General features: G+C 51.3%; 22 protein-coding genes. 2 read left to right on the top strand and 20 right to left on the bottom strand.

Annotation, left to right across the window (positions count from 1 at the left end):
* Positions 1-19: 19 nt before the first annotated feature.
* From AB1763_06615 to AB1763_06525, 19 genes are all read right to left on the bottom strand, one after another.
* Positions 20-409 carry a biopolymer transporter ExbD gene (locus AB1763_06615; protein MEW5832492.1) on the bottom strand — a complete coding sequence of 130 codons (390 nt, stop codon included), beginning with the start codon at positions 407-409 and terminating at the stop codon, positions 20-22.
* Positions 409-972, bottom strand: a complete 564-nt coding sequence (locus AB1763_06610) for a MotA/TolQ/ExbB proton channel family protein (protein MEW5832491.1) — start codon at positions 970-972, stop codon at positions 409-411. The genes AB1763_06615 and AB1763_06610 overlap by 1 nt, the downstream gene beginning before the upstream one ends.
* A 3-nt stretch (positions 973-975) precedes the next feature.
* The gene (gene atpC / locus AB1763_06605; protein MEW5832490.1) at positions 976-1,368 is read right to left on the bottom strand and encodes an ATP synthase F1 subunit epsilon; all 393 of its coding nucleotides are present in this window, start codon (positions 1,366-1,368) and stop codon (positions 976-978) included.
* A gap of 27 nt (positions 1,369-1,395) precedes the next feature.
* Complete coding sequence (atpD, locus tag AB1763_06600; protein MEW5832489.1) at positions 1,396-2,796, bottom strand: F0F1 ATP synthase subunit beta; 1,401 nt, start codon at positions 2,794-2,796, stop codon at positions 1,396-1,398.
* 14 nt (positions 2,797-2,810) lie between these two features.
* Positions 2,811-3,698, bottom strand: coding sequence for an ATP synthase F1 subunit gamma (gene atpG / locus AB1763_06595; protein ID MEW5832488.1), 888 nt, complete (start codon positions 3,696-3,698; stop codon positions 2,811-2,813).
* Positions 3,699-3,706: 8 nt separating this feature from the next.
* Complete coding sequence (atpA, locus tag AB1763_06590) at positions 3,707-5,224, bottom strand: F0F1 ATP synthase subunit alpha (GenBank protein ID MEW5832487.1); 1,518 nt, start codon at positions 5,222-5,224, stop codon at positions 3,707-3,709.
* 21 nt (positions 5,225-5,245) lie between these two features.
* Positions 5,246-5,782, bottom strand: a complete 537-nt coding sequence (locus tag AB1763_06585) for a F0F1 ATP synthase subunit delta (protein MEW5832486.1) — start codon at positions 5,780-5,782, stop codon at positions 5,246-5,248.
* Positions 5,783-6,298, bottom strand: a complete 516-nt coding sequence (locus AB1763_06580) for a F0F1 ATP synthase subunit B (protein ID MEW5832485.1) — start codon at positions 6,296-6,298, stop codon at positions 5,783-5,785.
* Positions 6,299-6,306: 8 nt separating this feature from the next.
* A complete protein-coding gene (locus AB1763_06575; GenBank protein ID MEW5832484.1) occupies positions 6,307-6,729 on the bottom strand; it encodes a F0F1 ATP synthase subunit B' in 423 nt (140 codons plus the stop codon).
* A 68-nt stretch (positions 6,730-6,797) separates the two neighbouring features.
* Positions 6,798-7,637, bottom strand: coding sequence for a ParB/RepB/Spo0J family partition protein (locus tag AB1763_06570; GenBank protein MEW5832483.1), 840 nt, complete (start codon positions 7,635-7,637; stop codon positions 6,798-6,800).
* Between the two features lie 9 nt (positions 7,638-7,646).
* Positions 7,647-8,429: an AAA family ATPase gene (locus AB1763_06565; protein MEW5832482.1), complete on the bottom strand. Its 783-nt coding sequence runs from the start codon at positions 8,427-8,429 to the stop codon at positions 7,647-7,649.
* Positions 8,426-9,061 (bottom strand): biotin--[acetyl-CoA-carboxylase] ligase, encoded by a 636-nt coding sequence (locus AB1763_06560; GenBank protein MEW5832481.1) that lies wholly within the window; start codon positions 9,059-9,061, stop codon positions 8,426-8,428. The genes AB1763_06565 and AB1763_06560 overlap by 4 nt, the downstream gene beginning before the upstream one ends.
* Positions 9,042-9,953, bottom strand: coding sequence for a methionyl-tRNA formyltransferase (fmt, locus tag AB1763_06555; protein MEW5832480.1), 912 nt, complete (start codon positions 9,951-9,953; stop codon positions 9,042-9,044). Before fmt ends, AB1763_06560 begins: the two co-directional genes overlap by 20 nt.
* The gene (gene proB / locus AB1763_06550; protein MEW5832479.1) at positions 9,950-10,723 is read right to left on the bottom strand and encodes a glutamate 5-kinase; all 774 of its coding nucleotides are present in this window, start codon (positions 10,721-10,723) and stop codon (positions 9,950-9,952) included. The genes fmt and proB overlap by 4 nt, the downstream gene beginning before the upstream one ends.
* Positions 10,724-10,725: 2 nt before the next feature.
* On the bottom strand, positions 10,726-11,820 hold the full coding sequence (gene obgE, locus AB1763_06545) for a GTPase ObgE (protein MEW5832478.1): 1,095 nt from the start codon (positions 11,818-11,820) through the stop codon (positions 10,726-10,728).
* 208 nt (positions 11,821-12,028) lie between these two features.
* Positions 12,029-12,286: a 50S ribosomal protein L27 gene (gene rpmA / locus AB1763_06540; protein MEW5832477.1), complete on the bottom strand. Its 258-nt coding sequence runs from the start codon at positions 12,284-12,286 to the stop codon at positions 12,029-12,031.
* A 36-nt stretch (positions 12,287-12,322) separates the two neighbouring features.
* On the bottom strand, positions 12,323-12,631 hold the full coding sequence (gene rplU, locus AB1763_06535) for a 50S ribosomal protein L21 (GenBank protein ID MEW5832476.1): 309 nt from the start codon (positions 12,629-12,631) through the stop codon (positions 12,323-12,325).
* Positions 12,632-12,693: 62 nt separating this feature from the next.
* Entirely contained in the window at positions 12,694-13,065 is a 372-nt protein-coding gene (locus AB1763_06530) for a RidA family protein (protein ID MEW5832475.1), read from the bottom strand.
* A 10-nt stretch (positions 13,066-13,075) separates the two neighbouring features.
* Positions 13,076-13,471, bottom strand: a complete 396-nt coding sequence (locus AB1763_06525; protein MEW5832474.1) for a DUF255 domain-containing protein — start codon at positions 13,469-13,471, stop codon at positions 13,076-13,078.
* 62 nt (positions 13,472-13,533) lie between these two features.
* Here AB1763_06525 and AB1763_06520 point away from each other — a divergent pair, with 62 nt between their 5' ends.
* The gene (locus AB1763_06520) at positions 13,534-14,715 is read left to right on the top strand and encodes an amidohydrolase (protein ID MEW5832473.1); all 1,182 of its coding nucleotides are present in this window, start codon (positions 13,534-13,536) and stop codon (positions 14,713-14,715) included.
* The gene (locus AB1763_06515) at positions 14,715-15,719 is read left to right on the top strand and encodes a hypothetical protein (GenBank protein MEW5832472.1); all 1,005 of its coding nucleotides are present in this window, start codon (positions 14,715-14,717) and stop codon (positions 15,717-15,719) included. The genes AB1763_06520 and AB1763_06515 overlap by 1 nt, the downstream gene beginning before the upstream one ends.
* On the opposite strand, the gene dapE is transcribed toward AB1763_06515, so the two are convergent.
* On the bottom strand, positions 15,703-16,797 hold the full coding sequence (gene dapE, locus AB1763_06510) for a succinyl-diaminopimelate desuccinylase (protein ID MEW5832471.1): 1,095 nt from the start codon (positions 16,795-16,797) through the stop codon (positions 15,703-15,705). The genes AB1763_06515 and dapE overlap by 17 nt on opposite strands.
* Between the last annotated feature and the right edge of the window lie 2 nt (positions 16,798-16,799).

Genomic DNA, 16,799 nt, shown 5'->3' with positions numbered 1-16,799 from the left:
ATCACAAATGCATTGGCAATCAATTCGTCGTTGGAAGCGATATTTCTTGGAATCCCGCACGTTTCACGGCGGTGAGAACATACATCACGTCGTTGTAGCTGAGCCGTCCGTCCGCGCTGATACGGACGGGAGAATCTTTGGGAAGCGATGTCGAGAAGAGGACGAAGTCGTCGTTGAACGTCTCGTACGGATACGGTTTGCCGTTAAGAGTGATTTTTTTGTCCGAGGAGAGAGAAATCTCGATTTTCTCTTTCTGCGTCACCTCTTTTTGGGCCGAACCTTTAGGGAGGCGAATCAACTCTTCGTAAACGATATTGGGAGAGATCACCATCAATATCGCCAGCAGCACCAACATGACGTCCACCAGCGGCGTAATGTTAAGTTCCGGTTTTTCTTCCCAATCGTACATCAGGACTCTTTCGCCAAAAGTGCATCGCCCTGCATCCGGATCAGACCCGAGAGTTCAAACGACTTACGCTTGAGAATCTGGTGATAGGTATAGGCGAAAATGGCGACGAAAATACCCGATGCGGTTGCCACCAACGCATCCGAAACCCCGGCGGCGATGATGCTCATCGTCCCGCTGGAGTGCCCGATATGATCGAATGTGTCCAGAATCGATATCACCGTCCCGAACAAACCGATGAACGGCGTCGTCGACGCCACAACCGACAGGAGCATCAGCCCTTTGGTCGCCTCTTTGGTCGAAGCGTACGACGCCAGGTCAAAAAGCGCTTTCGAGAGAGAAGAGGAGTTTGTAAAATGGCTGAGATAAGCGTATTCGGGAACTTTCTGCTGCCCCATCAAAAGCGATTCCAGCGATTGATTTTCGGTATATATCCATTGATTGAGCGAAAAATAGCGGTAAAAAAAGACCCAGTTGATCGCGATGAAGTAAACGGAGAGGACCAGTAACACCAAGAGTGTTACCGGATGGCTTTTGTCGTAAAATTCGGCAAACGTCTGAAACATAGTTTAGACGAGATTGTGAGCAGCGGATTCGATGCGTGCAGAGACCGACGCGATCATCGTGTTCGAATCTGCGACGCTGTTGATGAGCGTTTTCGCTTCATCGAGCGCCTTGGCGATATCCCCTTCGCTGTCACCGCGAATCGCTACGGCCCCGTCGACCAGGACGACAACTTTATTGTGGGTGATCTGAACCACACCCCAGTTGACGACGATCGATTCGGTTTTGCCGTTCTCTTTCTGAATATCGACGACTCCGGCCTGGAGCAACGTCGTCAGAGAGACGTGTGCGGGGAGAACGCCAAATTCCCCTTCTTCACCCGGAAGGGTGACGCTTTTCGCCGGACCGTTATAGATCGGACCGCTGGGCGTAAGCACTTCTAATTGGAGTGTTTCCATCGTGTTTCCTTATAAGGCGAGAAGCAATTACTTGCTTTTCATTTTAGCCGCTTTTTCAATCGCCTCGTTCATATCGCCGACCATGTAGAAAGCACTTTCTGGCAGGTGGTCGTATTCACCTTCGAGGATTCCTTTGAATCCTTTGATGGTGTCTTCAAGTTTGACGTATTTACCCGGAGCGCCGGTGAACACTTCCGCAACGTGGAACGGCTGAGAAAGGAATTTCTCGATTTTACGTGCACGTTCAACGGTCGATTTGTCATCTTCAGAAAGTTCGTCCATACCGAGAATTGCGATAATATCTTGCAAATCTTTGTATTTTTGAAGCGTTTTTTGAACACCGCGAGCAACACTGTAGTGCTCTTCACCGATAATTTGCGGATCAAGCAGACGTGACGTTGAATCCAATGGGTCAACCGCAGGGTAGATCCCTTTTTCAGCGATTTTACGGTTAAGAACCGTTGTCGCATCCAAGTGGGCAAATACTGAAGCCGGAGCCGGGTCAGTCAAGTCATCCGCAGGTACGTATACCGCTTGAACCGAAGTGATCGAACCTTTTTTGGTTGATGTGATACGGTCTTGAAGCGCACCCATTTCACGCGCCAAAGTCGGTTGGTAACCAACCGCTGAAGGGATACGGCCAAGAAGTGCTGACATTTCAGAACCCGATTGTGCGAAACGGAAGATGTTGTCGATGAACATCAAAACGTCGAGACCTTTGACGTCACGGAAATATTCCGCCATCGTAAGACCCGTAAGAGCGATACGGTTACGTGCTCCCGGTGGTTCTGACATTTGACCGTAGCACAGGGCAACTTTGTCCAGAACGTTTGATTCTTTCATTTCGTGGTAAAGGTCATTTCCTTCACGGGTACGTTCACCGACACCCGCGAATACAGAGTAACCGCTGTGCGCCATTGCAACGTTGTTGATCAATTCCATGATGATAACGGTTTTACCGACACCGGCACCACCGAACAGACCGACTTTACCCCCCTTGCCGTATGGAGCAAGAAGGTCAACAACTTTGATACCTGTTTCGAACATTTCGGTTTTGGTGCTTTGATCAACCAACGCAGGAGGATCACGGTGGATAGACCACTGATCGCTACCTTTAACCGCTTCGCCGCCGTCGATCGGATCACCGATAACGTTAAAAATACGTCCGAGAACTTCTTCACCGACCGGAACTTTAATCGGCGCACCCGTCGATTTTGCTTCCATGCCGCGTACAAGACCTTCTGACATATCCATAGCAATCGTACGGACACGACCGTTTCCGAGGTGAGCCGCTACTTCAAGTACAAGACGAGTAGTATTCCCTTCAACACTTACATTTACTTCGATTGCTTCGTTGATAGTAGGCAAATACCCGTCAAAATCAACGTCAACAACCGGACCAATTACTTGAGCAATTTTACCAATCATTCTTTCCTCCATAATTATTTCATCGACTCTACGCCGCTGATAATTTCGATAAGCTCTGTCGTGATAGCCTCTTGACGCGCTTTGTTAAACTTGACTTTCAACGAGTTAACCATCTCTTTTGCATTGTTGGTTGCAGCATCCATAGCTTGCATACGCGCACTGTGTTCCGCTGCCAATGAATCGATCAACGCATAGTACATGTTATACTCGGCGTATTTGGTAACCAGTGAATCGAGCATTTTCTCTTCATCCTGGGCTTCAAGGTCAAGCATTGCATCTTTTTCCACTTCACACGCATACGCAGAAGTATCTACCGGCAACACCCGGTTCACATGCAACTGTTGGGTAATAACGTTCAGGTATCCGTTGTAGATGACATACACGGCATCGATTTTACCCTCTTTGAAATCGTTGATCGAACGCGCCATAAATTCGCTTGAACGCTGCATGTCGGGTGCAGAGCTGAGATTTTTAACTTCATCAAGCATCTCTACTTCGTTGTAGTTAAAATATTCAATACCTTTTTTCCCGATTCCGCGAAGGCGAATTTTGACTTTTTTGTTTTTATATTCGGCCATCACGCGTTTTACCGCTTTGATGGTTTGAATGTTAAACCCGCCGCAAAGACCTTTGTCGGCAGTGACAAAAATGATATCAATCATTTCGGGCGCATCGTTTTCAAGGAAGCAGCGGTTTTCGATTCCGCCGACTTTGTTGCATTGGATACGCGCCGCGATTTCAGCTATTACTTGATTCGTTTTTTGTGCGAACAGACGAGAACGTTTCGCAAGCTCTTCCGCACGGCGGAGTTTCGCCGTAGAAACGAGCTTCATGGCACGCGTTGTTTTTTGCGTGTTCGAAACACTCTTGATCTGTCTTTGAATCTCTTTCAAGTTAGCCATAGAAATCCTTATTCAGCAACGAAAGTAGATTTAAACTCTTCGAGCGCTTTTTTCATTAGAGCCGTAGTTTCGTCATCGATTTTTGACGAGCTGCGGATGTTTTCAAGAATTTGAGGATAAGACGCCTCTACGAACGGATAAAGGTCCGCTTCGAATTTTACAACTGCAGAAGCGGCGATATCGTCAAGGTAGCCTTCGTTACCTGCGAAAATGATCAACGCTTGTTTCTCGGCACCGAGCGGAGAATACGGAGGCTGTTTGAGAACCTCTACCATTCTTTGCCCACGCTCAAGCTGTTTGCGGCTTACTTCGTCCAGATCAGAAGCAAACTGGGCGAACGCTTGAAGCTCACGGTATTGTGCAAGGTCAAGACGGAGTGTTCCGGCAACTTGCTTGGTCGCTTTGATCTGAGCGGCACCACCGACACGTGATACGGAAAGACCGACGTTGATCGCAGGGCGGATACCTGAGTTGAACAGATCCGTTTCCAAGAAAATCTGACCGTCTGTGATCGAAATAACGTTGGTTGGGATGTACGCCGCAACGTCACCCGCCTGGGTTTCAATGATCGGAAGCGCCGTCAATGAACCCGCACCCATTTCGTCGTTGAGCTTCGCTGCACGCTCGAGCAAACGAGAGTGTAGGTAGAAAACGTCACCCGGATACGCTTCACGGCCCGGAGGACGGCGAAGGATCAATGACATTTCACGGTACGCTACCGCGTGTTTTGAGAGGTCATCGTAAATGATCAGACCGTGGCGTGCATTGTCACGGAAATATTCACCCATTGTTACGCCGGTATAGGGTGCAAGGAATTGAAGAGCCGCCGCTTCAGAAGCGGTAGCCGATACGATAATGGTGTACTCAAGAGCGCCGTGCTCTTCGAGGCGGCGGATAACCTGAGCAACCGTTGATTCTTTTTGACCTACCGCAACATAAATACAGACGACACCGTTACCTTTTTGGTTGATGATGGTGTCGAGTGCTACCGTTGTTTTACCGGTTTGGCGGTCACCGATGATCAACTCACGCTGTCCACGGCCGATCGGAACGAGGGCATCGATTGCCTTGATACCGGTTGCCATCGGTTCATGAACCGATTTACGCGCCATGATCCCCGGAGCTTTTTCTTCAACGAAACGGACTTCGGTCGTTTCGATAGGCCCTTTACCGTCGATCGGCTCACCGAGGGCGTTGACGACACGTCCGAGAAGTGCATCACCGACCGGAACGCGCAGAAGGCGGCCGAGACGTTTTACCGACATCCCTTCGCGGAGTTCTTTCCCTTTACCGAGAACAACAACCCCTACGCTGCTCTCTTCGAGGTTCATCGCCAAACCGCGAGTACCGTCCTCGAATTCGACCATTTCACCGGCCATAACGTCGTTCAAGCCATATACTTGTGCGATTCCGTCTCCGTATGAGACAATTTTACCGGTTTCATTAATATCTACGTTAAGTTCGAAATTCTCAATCCGCTCTTTAATAATCGAACTGATTTCGTCTGCTTGTACTTTTGCTACCACTAGTTTCTCCTTTCGCGAGGGTTAAATTGCTTTTAAAATGTGCTCAACCAACTGAGCGTTGAGGCGGCTTTTTGAAAAATTGATCTCGATGTTGAGCTCGTCCACTTCGACACGGATGCCGTCGTATTGAGCCGGAACGTATTCCAAAGCGATGGTTGCACCGACTTTGTTTCCGAGATCACGTGCGATTGAATCGACCGATGCCTGATCAATCGTGTTATTGCTGTAGATGCGTCCCTGATACATCCGTTTGGAACGGGCGATCTCGCGTTTAAGTTCGCTCGCAAGGGCGGGAATCAAAGCAAGACGGCCGTTCTCGGCCAGCAGCTTGACCAGATTGTTGGCCACCTGACTTTTCGCAGGGGCTACCATATCCAGTACCAGTGCCGTTTTCGCTTCGCTTTTGACGTCGCTGCTGTTCATGATCTGAATGAATTTTTCATTCTTGAACGATTCGGCAACGCCGCTCAAAAGTTCCGAAAGATTTTCAAGAGCGTTTTGATCGCACATGTCGATCAGCGGCTTCGTATAGCGTTTGGCAATCAGTTCGTATTGCATTTAGGCCACCTTCTTTTTCAAGATTTCGGTCATGGCCTCTTTGCCCAGAGCTTCGCCGCTGCTGTTCATGACATCATTCATCACTTCGCCGACAACTTCACGGACCATCTTGCGTTTTTCAAGATCCATCAGTACTTCGTTTTGTTTTTGAATGACTTCGAGATCCTGTTCGCACTGAGCCAAAATTTTGTCGCTCAAAATTTTGTTCTCTTTTTTGGCACTTTCGCTCAGTTCGTTGGCGAAACGTACCGCTTCTTCAACTTTGTGCTCTGCCGCCTCTTTAAGACGTTTCGACTCGCGCAGACGTTCCTGGACTTTGTCCAGCTCCTCGGCGATTGCCGCACTGCGTCCGGAAAAATAGCTTTTTACCGGTTCGGCCAGAATGTAATAAAGGATTCCGGCGAAAATCAGGAAGTTAACCGTTCGCTGAACGATATCCGTCGAACCCTCCGCCGCAGCTTCCGATCCAAAAAGATAGGCGCCCAGCATCAGTACCGTTACGATAATTTTACTCATGGCGTCCCTCAAATTTGATTTAGTTTTGCTGATACAGCGGATTGGAAAGCAGGAACTTCGTTTTTCAACGATTCCGTCAATCGCGCACGCTCTTGCGAGAGTGCTTCTTCGAATTTCGTGTACTCAAGTGCCAGTTCAGCACGCTTTGCCTCAATTTTGCTATTTGCCAGCGCTTTGGCCTCAGCAATAACTTTTTCTCTTAATGCCGCAGCTTCCAGTTTGGCATCACTCATAATCTTTTCGGCTTTGGCGTGGAACGCGGCGATTTCGGAATCGTTGCTGCCAACTTGTTCCAAATCGTGTTTAATATCCGCATCCCGTTTTTCCATATAATTGAAAAGAGGATTGTAAAGCAAACTGTTTAGTACGGCAATAAGGACAAGGAAGACAATCAGTGTGCTGCCAAGCAGCATCGGACTTATATCTAACATACCACCTCCTAAAAGTTGCGTGATTATACAACTACTAAATTGAAGGGACAGTTAAACGCCGGCGGATATTAGGAAAGAAGGTCTAAAAATGATTCAATTCGGGCATTATTTTCAAATTCGATCGTCAATTTGTCACCTTTGGTGCCACATTTATAACCAAACTCGCCCAAACGCTTTTTGAGCGCTGTGAAATCGAGGTCCGAAGAGGACGAAACCGGTACCGTGGCGGAAGGGACCTTGATCTTTTTTACCATGGCTTCGACGTCGCGGACGCTTAACTTCTGCCCGATGATCGAATCGATCATCAGCGCCTGCTCATTCGGTTCGAGTCCGACGATCACTTTGGCGTGTCCCGCCGTGATTTTCCCTTCCGCAAGCGCTTTGCGTCCTTTTTCCCCGAGCTGGAGAAGCCGAAGGGTATTGGTGATCTGCGCACGGCTTTTGTGTACCGTCTGGGAGAGCTGATCGTGCGTCAGCTGGTGGATTTCGATCAGTTCCTGATAAGCCTGGGCCAAATCAATGGGATTGAGTTCGTCGCGCTGGATGTTTTCGATCAGCGCATGCTGGCGCATCTGATCGTCACTGACGGAGACGACGATCGCCTTGATCGTTTTCGTTTTGGCCAGTTTACTGGCGCGCAGACGACGTTCGCCGGCAATCAGCACGTACCCGTCAAGATCTTCCTTGACGACGATGGGCTGTAACAAACCGTGTGTTTTGATCGACTCGGAAAGTTCGGAGAGCGATTCGGCGTCAAAATGCTTGCGCGGCTGATACGGATTGGGACGGATTTTTACGATCGGGAGTTCTTCGACTCCCCCTTTTTTAGGCAGTTCGTTTTCGTACGCTTCTTCGATTTCGCTTAAAAGTGCGCCCAAACCGCGCCCGAGTGCAGATGCTTTGGCCATGGTGTTCCTTTAGGCGATAATCGCGTGCGCCAACTCTTGGTACGCAACCGACCCGCTCGATTTTACGTCGTATAAAATAGCCGGTTTGCCGAAACTCGGGGACTCCGCCAGTTTGACGTTACGCGGAATGACGATAAAGTCGTCGCTGGGCGATTTGAAGAGTTTCCCCTGAAAGTGCTGTCTGAGATCGGCAAAAACCTGCCGGGAAAGGTTGTTCTGCGCGCTGTACATCGTCGGCAGAAAACCTTTGATCGTCAATTTGGGGTTGATCGTCTTGCGCACCAGCTTGACCGTATTGAGCAGCTGCGCGAGTCCTTCAAGCGCAAAAAACTCGCACTGGATCGGAATAATCACCGAATTGGAAGCCGAAAGGGCATTGATCGTCATCGGCCCCAGCGCCGGCGGAGAATCGATGATGATGTAATCGTAATCGTCTTTTACCTGTGCGATGGCCCGCTTGAGGATCAGTTCACGGCCCTTGGCGTTTCCGGCATCGTAGTACTCTTTTTCCACCCCGACAAGCCCGATATTCGAGGGGGCAAGGAAAAGTTTGGGCAATGACGTTTTGAGAATGATTTCCCGAAGTTTTTTCGCCCCGATCAATACGTGATAGATATTGAACTCGTAATTGTTGCGATGATACCCCAACGACGTGGTCGCGTTGGCCTGCGGGTCGGCATCGATCAAAAGAACTTTTTTTTCGGCAACCGCCAAAGATGCGGCAAGATTGACCGCGGTCGTCGTTTTTCCGACGCCCCCTTTTTGATTGGCAATGACAATAACTTCACTCATCGTAAACTGAATATCCTTTGACCTTTGCACATTAACGAGCCGTCGTCCAGCAACACCGCCTCATCCAACGCTATTCTACCCTTTTCGTGATGGGTAAAAAACTCTCTGCTATGCTCAAATTCTAACTGGTATTTACTAAAAATCTGCTTCCATGAAGGCAAATTTTCAAACATTTCGCAATACATTTTTGTTAAATTGTATGGTAAGACGGTAATATCGGCGGTTCCGAATCCTTCAGGTGCGGAGACCAGGTTGATCCCGATTCCGCAGACGATATCCTCTCCTGCGAGATTCGTAACGACTCCGCCGATTTTGCGGTGTTCCAGATAAAAATCGTTCGGCCACTTCAGCCATACGCCCGATCCCATTCGTGCCAAAAGCTCTTTCATCAAAAAAGCCATGTAAATCGACACCGATTCGATTCTCAAGTCCGCCGGCAACAGTGCGCGGGGAAAGGCAAGCGAGAGAAAAAGATTCCCTTCGGCTCCGATCCAGGGGTTTCCGCGCGATCCTTTCCCTTCGCTTTGGAAGGAGGCTCCGACGCAAACCGGGGCAACCGCCCTCCCCGCTTTCAACTCCTCGACAAGATAGGTCTGCGTCGATCCGAGCGATTCAAACCAGCGTATTTCCACGCGTGATCCGTTTCCCGTTGAGATAATCGACGGCGGAAGCTTCCTGCTTGGAAGGGGCCTGAACCGTCAAAATCCGTAGGCTTCCGGTCCGGCACGCGACAACGATACTCTCTTTGTCGATCGCAACGATTTCTCCCGGCGTTCCGGGGGCCTCTGCCGTCTCCAGCGCCATCTTCTTGATTTTCAGCCCCGATTCGAGATAGATCCCCGGCCACGGCGTGAATGCACGGTAACGATTATAAATCTCTTTCGCGTCGACAAAATCGATCAGCCCTTCGGATTTGGTGATTTTACGGCAATGGCTCGCCTCCGCATCGTTTTGGGGCCGAGCGGTGCGACGGTCCCAATTTCGGACGACGTCCAACGTCAGCTCGATCGCCGTGTCGGTCAGCCTTTTATACAGCGACTCCACCATTTCATCGGGAGCGATGGGGATTTTTCGGATATCGATGATTGCACCCGTATCCAGCCCCTCATCCATCCACATCGCCGTAACCCCCGTTTGGGAATCGTTGTTCAGCAGACTCTGCTGTATCGGGCTCGCTCCCCGGTACGCCGGAAGAATCGATGCGTGGAGATTGACGCAGGGGACGTATTCGAGAACCTCTTTTGGAAGAATCTGCCCGTAAGCAGCAACAACGATCAAATCGCACGAAATCGTTTTGAGTTCCGCCACGGTTTGCGGTTCCCTGAGGCGTTCGGGCTGAACGACCCGTATCCCGGCCTCCGTCGCCGATACCTTGACCGGGGGCGGCGTCAATACCGCTTTACGCCCGACGGGCTTGTCGGGCTGGGTGTAGACGGCCTGCACTTCGATGTCCGAAGCGTCGATCAGCCCCTTGAGGATCGACGCGGCATAATCGGGTGTCCCCATAAAGACGACGCGGATCATGCATCCCCTTCGTACGCTTTGAAGAGGCTTCCGCCTTTGTGGACCCCGTCCATCAGGAAACTGCGGACATCCCCGAGTTCAAAGCCGCTGGCCAGGAACATCGCCCCCCCACGCTTCAACAGGAAATCGGCCGCTTTGAGTTTCGTCACGATCCCGCCGGTTGCGAAATTATGGTTCGGGTTCACCTCCATCGCCAGTTCGTGGGGAGTGATGAATTCGATCCGCGAACGGACTTTCGCGTCCGGGTTCCCGCGTGGGTCTTTGTCGTAATAGGCATCGATATCGGAGAGAATCACCAGCAAATCGGCACCGAAATGATACGCCGCATACGCCGAAAGCTGATCATTGTCCCCAAGAACGAGCTCTTCGGTAGCCGTTGCGTCGTTTTCGTTGATAATGGGGACGACGTTGTGCTGAAGCAGCGTTTCGATCGTATCCTTGGCTTTTTGCGACTCTTCGCGGGTGTTGAAATTGGCCGCCGTTACGAGAACCTGGGAAGGAAGTATCCCGTGCGGGTCGAAGAGTTTTCGGTATTTGTTCATCAGGATCGGCTGACCGATCGAAGCAAGCGCCTGTTTGTTGGCCAGTACTTTTTTGTCAAGTTTGAGTTCGGTATACCCTGCGGCGACCGCCCCCGAAGAGACCAGGATGATTTCGTATTTCGTTTTCAGCTCTGCGATCAGATCGACGAGATTTTGCATCCGGTCTTTCGCGATGCGGTTTTGCTCGCTGAGTACCGCACTGCCGACTTTGACGACAATCCGTTTCATCCTTAGCGCTCCGTAACGATCAGATGATACAGGGCATAGGTCAAAGGCTTGATGTTCAGATGAACCGCCGAGGATATGGGGACGACGAATGCCGGTTTGGACGGATCGTAAAACTCTTTTTCGAAATGTTCCTGTTCGAAGAGGGGATACGCTTCGTCAAAGCCGAAACGGCTTTTCGCGACGCGATCCAATCCGAGCATTTCAAGGAATTCGGAGCTCTTCTGCACCGCTTCTTCGGGACTCATCGCATCCGCACGCGTCAGAGCGATCGCGTAATTGCGTTCAGCCAGCAGGGGGGAGAATTTCTCAAGCTCTTCTTTGAGCGTCTGGTACTGATACTCCATTTCGAGGTAGGAAGCCAGATCGATCATGAACAGCAGTGTCTTCGTCCGCTCAATATGACGCAGGAACTTCAACCCGAGCCCTTTTCCTTCGGAAGCGCCGCCGATAATACCGGGAATATCGGCCATGATATACGAATCGAAATCACCGACGTTGATCTGACCGAGTTTCGGCGTCAGCGTGGTAAATTCGTAATTGGCCACTTCGGGACGCGCATTCGATACGGTGGAGATCAGGGTCGATTTTCCGACGTTGGGAAACCCGACCAGCCCCACATCGGCGATCAGTTTCAGATCGAGTTTGACGATACGGGTCACCCCGGGCTCGCCCGGCTGTGCGTACATCGGGCGCTGGTTGGTGGAAGATTTGAAATGGACGTTCCCCAGTCCCCCTTTCCCCCCCTGAAGGAAAAGAACTTCTTTGCCGTCTTCGAGGAGATCCAGGAGCACTTCGCCCGTTTCGACATCGACGACCTGGGTACCCGGAGGTACCGTAATGACGAGTTTCTGACCCGATTTGCCGGCCATATTCGATCCCATGCCCGGCCGTCCGTTCTCGGCTTTGAGATTCTTGTTTCCCTGGAAATGGGCGAGGGTATGGGTATTGTTGTCGACTTTGAAATAGACATCTCCGCCGCGACCGCCGTCACCACCGTTTGGACCGCCCTGAATGACGAATTTTTCCCGGCGGAAAGCAACACACCCTGCTCCCCCTTTTCCGGATGAGACGGTAAGTTCTACGCTATCGCTAAACATTGATGTTCCTTTTTCATATAACCGGACCGGGAACGTTTCCGGCCGCACGGTCTGCAATCATTCGCTTAATATTGTACTTTTGCTTTCTCTAACCATTTACGCATCGCGACGTCTATGCCGATCAAGTACACCGTTAAGAAAATAGATTTTACAGGATTTGGGAAAAAACTACCAGAGACATCGGGCAAAAGCCCGATATTTAAAGAATTTATGCAGCGGGGATAACAGAAACCTGTTTGCGTTTTTTGTCTTTGCGTTCGAACGCTACGACACCGTCTACCAACGCATACAGAGTGTGGTCTTTACCCATACCGATATTTTTGCCGGGGTGTACTTTCGTACCACGCTGGCGGATAATGATGTTACCCGCTCTTACGAATTCTCCGCCGTATTTTTTGACGCCAAGTCTGCGACCGGCTGAATCACGATTATTCTGGGTACTACCCATCCCTTTCTTGTGAGCCATTGTATTCTCCTCTTAATTTTCTGTAATTAAATGAAATTACGCGGCGATCTTCGTGATACGAACGCGTGTGTGATCTCTACGGAAACCACGTTTGAGTTTGCTGTCTTTACGGCGGCGTTTTTTGTAGATCACGACTTTGCGGTCACGACCTTCATTGATAACTTCTGCAGTGACGACAGCACCCGCGACAAATGGAGTACCGGTTTTGAGTTCGCCGTTGTTGACGGCAAGAACTTCTTTGATTTCGACGGTGGCTTTGGGCTCAAGACCCATTTTGTCGAACAAAAGGATATCACCCTCTTGAACTTTGTACTGTTTTCCGCCGTTTTTGATAATTGCGTACATTACTGTTCCTTACTTTACAAGTCTACAAAAAGTGGCGAATTGTAGCCGAACTTTATTTAAGCTTAGATTAAAGCGATCGCATCGATCTCGACAAGCGCGTTTTTCGGTAGCGTTTTGACCGCCACGGTCGAGCGGGCGGGCTTGTGATTCCCGAAAGCCTCGGCATACAGCTCGTTGACTGCACCGAAATCATCCATGTTGTCGAGAAAAATGGTCGTTTTGACGACTTTATCCAGTGAACTGCCGGCCGCTTCGAGAACCGCTTTGAGGTTGGCGAGCACCTGCGCGCACTGCGTTTTGACGTCCCCGTCCACCATCTCTCCGCTGGGTTTGAGGGCGATCTGCCCCGACGTAAAGACCATTCCGTTCGCGATCATCGCCTGGGAATAGGGCCCGATTGCCGCGGGAGCGTTTGGCGTTTGAACAATTTGCATCGTTTTCCTTTTATTTTTTGTATTTTCGCAGAGCGTCGTTCAGGATCGACTGGTAATCCTCGGTCGGCCAGTACCCCGGCATCGAGTGAAGAACTTTTCCGTTCGGATCGAGAAAATAGCTCATCGGGACCATTTTGGCGGTCAGGTTTTTGGGATAGACGCTTTTATCCCGCGTTACATGTACCGCGGCAAATTTGCCGTTGATTGTCGAGATAATGCCGTCATCTTCCAGCGTCGTCGCTTCGAGTTTTCGGCACCAGCGGCACTGCTCGGTGGTAATGATGACAAGCATCGGCTTGGACTCTTTTTTCGCCTTTGCCTGCGCTTCGGCGTAGTTTGCACTCCAGTTGATCTCGGCGCCCATCAGCCACAGGGGCAGTGCGAGCCATAAGGCAATTTTTGTCATGGCCTTTTCCTTTTGGATTTTAAAGCGCCATTGTAGCAAAAAACTGTGTTATACTCGATAGCATGAAAGCGTTACATCACTCTTTGTTCGAAGCAATCGACCATCTCGAAATGCGAACCGTAACCATACGCCACGAGCTCCATTCCCATCCCGAACTCTCAGGAAAAGAGGAAAAAACCAAATATTTTCTCAAAGGGATTCTCGAAGCCGAGGGGATCGAAGTCTTCGGCTTTGAGGGGCATCATGGCCTCGTCGCCCAGATCACTACCGATCCCGCCAAACCCTATGTCGCGTTGCGTGCGGACATGGATGCGCTGCCGATCGAGGAGCAGAACGATCTTCCCTACGCGTCTTGCGAAAAAGGGGTCATGCATGCGTGCGGGCACGATGCCCACACCGCAATCGTTCTCGGGACGGCACTGGCCCTGAACCGGATCAGGGGAAGACTGACGGGGAACGTGCGGTTTATTTTTCAACCCGCCGAAGAGGTGATGGAGGGGGGAAGTTGCCAAATGATCGAAGACGGGTGCCTGGAGAACGTCAAAGCGATCTTCGCCCTCCACGCCTACCCTTATCTGCCGACGGGCCGGATCGGCTACAAAAAAGGGGTCATGCTCGCTTCGGCCGATACGTTCGAAATCGAGATTTTCGGACGCAGTTCCCATGCCGCGCGTCCCCACGAAGGAGTCGACGCAATCCTCGTGACGTCGATGGCGGTCAACTCGATCAACCACATCGTCTCCCGCCAGATCGATCCCCTCCACCCCGCCGTGATTTCACTGGGAACCATCGAAGGCGGACGGGCTCCGAACGTCATCTGCGATCATGTCCGCCTCAGGGGAACCGTCCGGACCGTCAACCATGACGTGCGGCGGCAGATCCCCCAGATGATGGAGATCTCGCTTCGCGGTATCTGCCAATCGATGCACGCCGATTACCGGTTTCACTACGATTTCGGAACTCCCGAAGTGCAAAACGACGATGGCATGGTCGATCTCCTCATCCGGGAAGCCTCTTCACTGCTGGGAAGCGAAAACTGCATCGATCTCGTCGATCCCGTGATGGGCGGGGAAGATTTCGGCCGTTATCTCGAAAAAGTTCCGGGTGTTTTTTTTCGGCTGGGGACGTGCGACGAGTCCAAAGGGACCTGTGTGGCGCAGCACAACAGCCGTTTCAACGTTGACGACGATGCGCTGTCGGTAGGGATGAAAGTGCTGGGACTGCTGGCATTGAGGAGTATGTAATGGCACCCGTCCCCCCCGACGATACGGTGGAGATCGCGGTACGAACGTTCATCCCTTCGGATGCAGAGGGAATCTCGATCCTGATCCGGCGCAATTACGATGAGACTTATCACAAACGGTTCGTCTACGATCCCGATGCGGTCCGGCAGGCGAACGAAACGGGCCGCATCGTCTCCATCGTCGCCCATTACTACGAAACGGTGATCGGCCATTTCGCGCTGATCCCGGCACAAAATTCTTCCATCGCCGAGATCGGTATCGCCGCGGTCGATCCGGCGTTCAAGCATCTTGGGATCATGAACCGGATGTTCGATTTGCTGTGCACAACCGCCCGTTCGATGGGACGAACAGGATTTTACGGCGAAGCGATCATGCTGCACCCCTTCAGCCAAAGGGCCAATCTCCGTCACGGGATGAGTGAAACCGCCGTATTGCTGGGCGAAGTCCCCTCCACGGTCGAAATCGAACACCGTTACAAGGATACCCGACGAAGCGGAGCGATGGTTTCGTATCTGCTGTTTGACCGCGGCGAACGTTCTTTGGCACTGCCCGAACGCTACCGTGCAATCATTGCCGCAACCTATGAACGTTCGAAAATCCCTTTTCACGAGGCGCCGCCCACCACTGCCGCCGTAACGCCGCCCGCCTGTCATCACAATCAGGCATTGGGGATCGGCTCGATCATTATCGATGCTCCCCTCTCTCCGCAGCATCTGGAGCTTACCCTAGTCGCACTGATGTCGGAAACCTGCGCGATGATCTACGCCGACGTCAATCTTCAGCGCTTCGGGAATATCGAAGAAACGATAGAATTGCTCAACCGCCGCGGGTTCTTTTATGCCGGTGTGATGTATTCGCTGCACGGAGGAGAAGATTATCTGCGTCTGCAGCGCAAAAACACCCAAAATGTGGACGAAGAGGATCTGCAGTGCTATTCGGAATTCGGGCAATACCTGTTGGGATTCATCCTCGAAGACGAACGGCGCATCAGTAGGTTCGGATAACCTCCGAAAAAACCTCGCAGAGCTTCACGACCTCATCGATCGACGTCCGCTCGTTGGGGGCGTGGATCGTATCGTTTTTTACGCCGAATTCAATCACATCGATCCCGTATTCGGCGATGAAACGGGCATCGGATGTTCCTCCGGCGGTCGAATGTTTGGGCCGGATCCCCGTCACTTTTTCGATCGACGCGTCCAGGGTACGAACGATTCGGGTATCGGCATTGGTGACGAAAGGCTTCGCGGACTGATCGAGCCGTAGGGTGTAGTTCATCTCTTTGAAATAGCGATGGACGAAATTTTCCACGTCTTCCATCGTCGTTTTGGTCGAGTTGCGGATGTTGAACATCAGCTTGAGTTTTCCGGGGGTGACGTTGGTCACCTCCATCCCGGCGCGGATGTCCGTGACGACGAATTTGCTGGGAGCGAAATATTCGTCTCCCTCATCCAGATCGACTCCCGCGATATGGGGGAGGACGTGGGCGACTTTGTGGATCGGATTGGTCGCTTTTTCGGGATACGCCGCATGCCCCTGTTTCCCGTGTTTTTCGATCACGCCGTTGATCGAACCGCGCCGCCCTACTTTGATCGCGTCACCAAAGCGCTCTTCGCAGGTCGGTTCGGCAACGATCGCCGCATCGGGAAGCATGTTGCGGGTTTTGAGATATTTGAGCACTTCGAGCGTTCCGTACCTGGCCGGTCCCTCTTCATCGGATGTGAGGAGTACGGAAAGGGTACCGTTGAACGATGGAGCTTCTTTGAGAGCCTGAACGAACGCGGCAACACCGCTTTTCATGTCCTGCGCTCCCCGCGCATAGATAAATCCCTCTTTTTCGGTGGCGACAAAAGGATCGCTTTCCCACCCTTCTCCCGGAGGAACAACGTCTACATGCCCCGCAAAACACAAATGGGGCCCTTCTCCGAAACGGCGGTAGGCGAAAAGGTTTTTCACCTCTTCGCGGTCAATCCGAATAAAGGTGAATCCGTCCAAATATCCTTCGAGAAAATCGAAAATTCCCCCGTCTTCGGGGGTGACACTGCGCGATTCGAGAAGTTTTTTAAAGAGTTTGATGACGTCCAATG

This window comes from Campylobacterota bacterium (assembly GCA_040752835.1).
Taxonomy (GTDB): domain Bacteria; phylum Campylobacterota; class Campylobacteria; order Campylobacterales; family Sulfurimonadaceae; genus Sulfuricurvum.
Note: the sequence above shows the minus strand (reverse complement) of the source record. Positions and strands in the feature narration are given on the sequence as shown.

What these genes read in the sequence shown, in the direction of transcription:
- AB1763_06615 (MEW5832492.1), bottom strand. Translation starts at nt 409, where the DNA reads ATGTACGATTGGGAAGAAAAACCGGAACTTAACATTACGCCGCTGGTG.
- AB1763_06610 (MEW5832491.1), bottom strand. Translation starts at nt 972, where the DNA reads ATGTTTCAGACGTTTGCCGAATTTTACGACAAAAGCCATCCGGTAACA.
- atpC (MEW5832490.1), bottom strand. Translation starts at nt 1,368, where the DNA reads ATGGAAACACTCCAATTAGAAGTGCTTACGCCCAGCGGTCCGATCTAT.
- atpD (MEW5832489.1), bottom strand. Translation starts at nt 2,796, where the DNA reads ATGATTGGTAAAATTGCTCAAGTAATTGGTCCGGTTGTTGACGTTGAT.
- atpG (MEW5832488.1), bottom strand. Translation starts at nt 3,698, where the DNA reads ATGGCTAACTTGAAAGAGATTCAAAGACAGATCAAGAGTGTTTCGAAC.
- AB1763_06585 (MEW5832486.1), bottom strand. Translation starts at nt 5,782, where the DNA reads ATGCAATACGAACTGATTGCCAAACGCTATACGAAGCCGCTGATCGAC.
- AB1763_06580 (MEW5832485.1), bottom strand. Translation starts at nt 6,298, where the DNA reads ATGAGTAAAATTATCGTAACGGTACTGATGCTGGGCGCCTATCTTTTT.
- AB1763_06575 (MEW5832484.1), bottom strand. Translation starts at nt 6,729, where the DNA reads ATGTTAGATATAAGTCCGATGCTGCTTGGCAGCACACTGATTGTCTTC.
- AB1763_06570 (MEW5832483.1), bottom strand. Translation starts at nt 7,637, where the DNA reads ATGGCCAAAGCATCTGCACTCGGGCGCGGTTTGGGCGCACTTTTAAGC.
- AB1763_06565 (MEW5832482.1), bottom strand. Translation starts at nt 8,429, where the DNA reads ATGAGTGAAGTTATTGTCATTGCCAATCAAAAAGGGGGCGTCGGAAAA.
- fmt (MEW5832480.1), bottom strand. Translation starts at nt 9,953, where the DNA reads ATGATCCGCGTCGTCTTTATGGGGACACCCGATTATGCCGCGTCGATC.
- proB (MEW5832479.1), bottom strand. Translation starts at nt 10,723, where the DNA reads ATGAAACGGATTGTCGTCAAAGTCGGCAGTGCGGTACTCAGCGAGCAA.
- obgE (MEW5832478.1), bottom strand. Translation starts at nt 11,820, where the DNA reads ATGTTTAGCGATAGCGTAGAACTTACCGTCTCATCCGGAAAAGGGGGA.
- rpmA (MEW5832477.1), bottom strand. Translation starts at nt 12,286, where the DNA reads ATGGCTCACAAGAAAGGGATGGGTAGTACCCAGAATAATCGTGATTCA.
- rplU (MEW5832476.1), bottom strand. Translation starts at nt 12,631, where the DNA reads ATGTACGCAATTATCAAAAACGGCGGAAAACAGTACAAAGTTCAAGAG.
- AB1763_06530 (MEW5832475.1), bottom strand. Translation starts at nt 13,065, where the DNA reads ATGCAAATTGTTCAAACGCCAAACGCTCCCGCGGCAATCGGGCCCTAT.
- AB1763_06525 (MEW5832474.1), bottom strand. Translation starts at nt 13,471, where the DNA reads ATGACAAAAATTGCCTTATGGCTCGCACTGCCCCTGTGGCTGATGGGC.
- AB1763_06520 (MEW5832473.1), top strand. Translation starts at nt 13,534, where the DNA reads ATGAAAGCGTTACATCACTCTTTGTTCGAAGCAATCGACCATCTCGAA.
- AB1763_06515 (MEW5832472.1), top strand. Translation starts at nt 14,715, where the DNA reads ATGGCACCCGTCCCCCCCGACGATACGGTGGAGATCGCGGTACGAACG.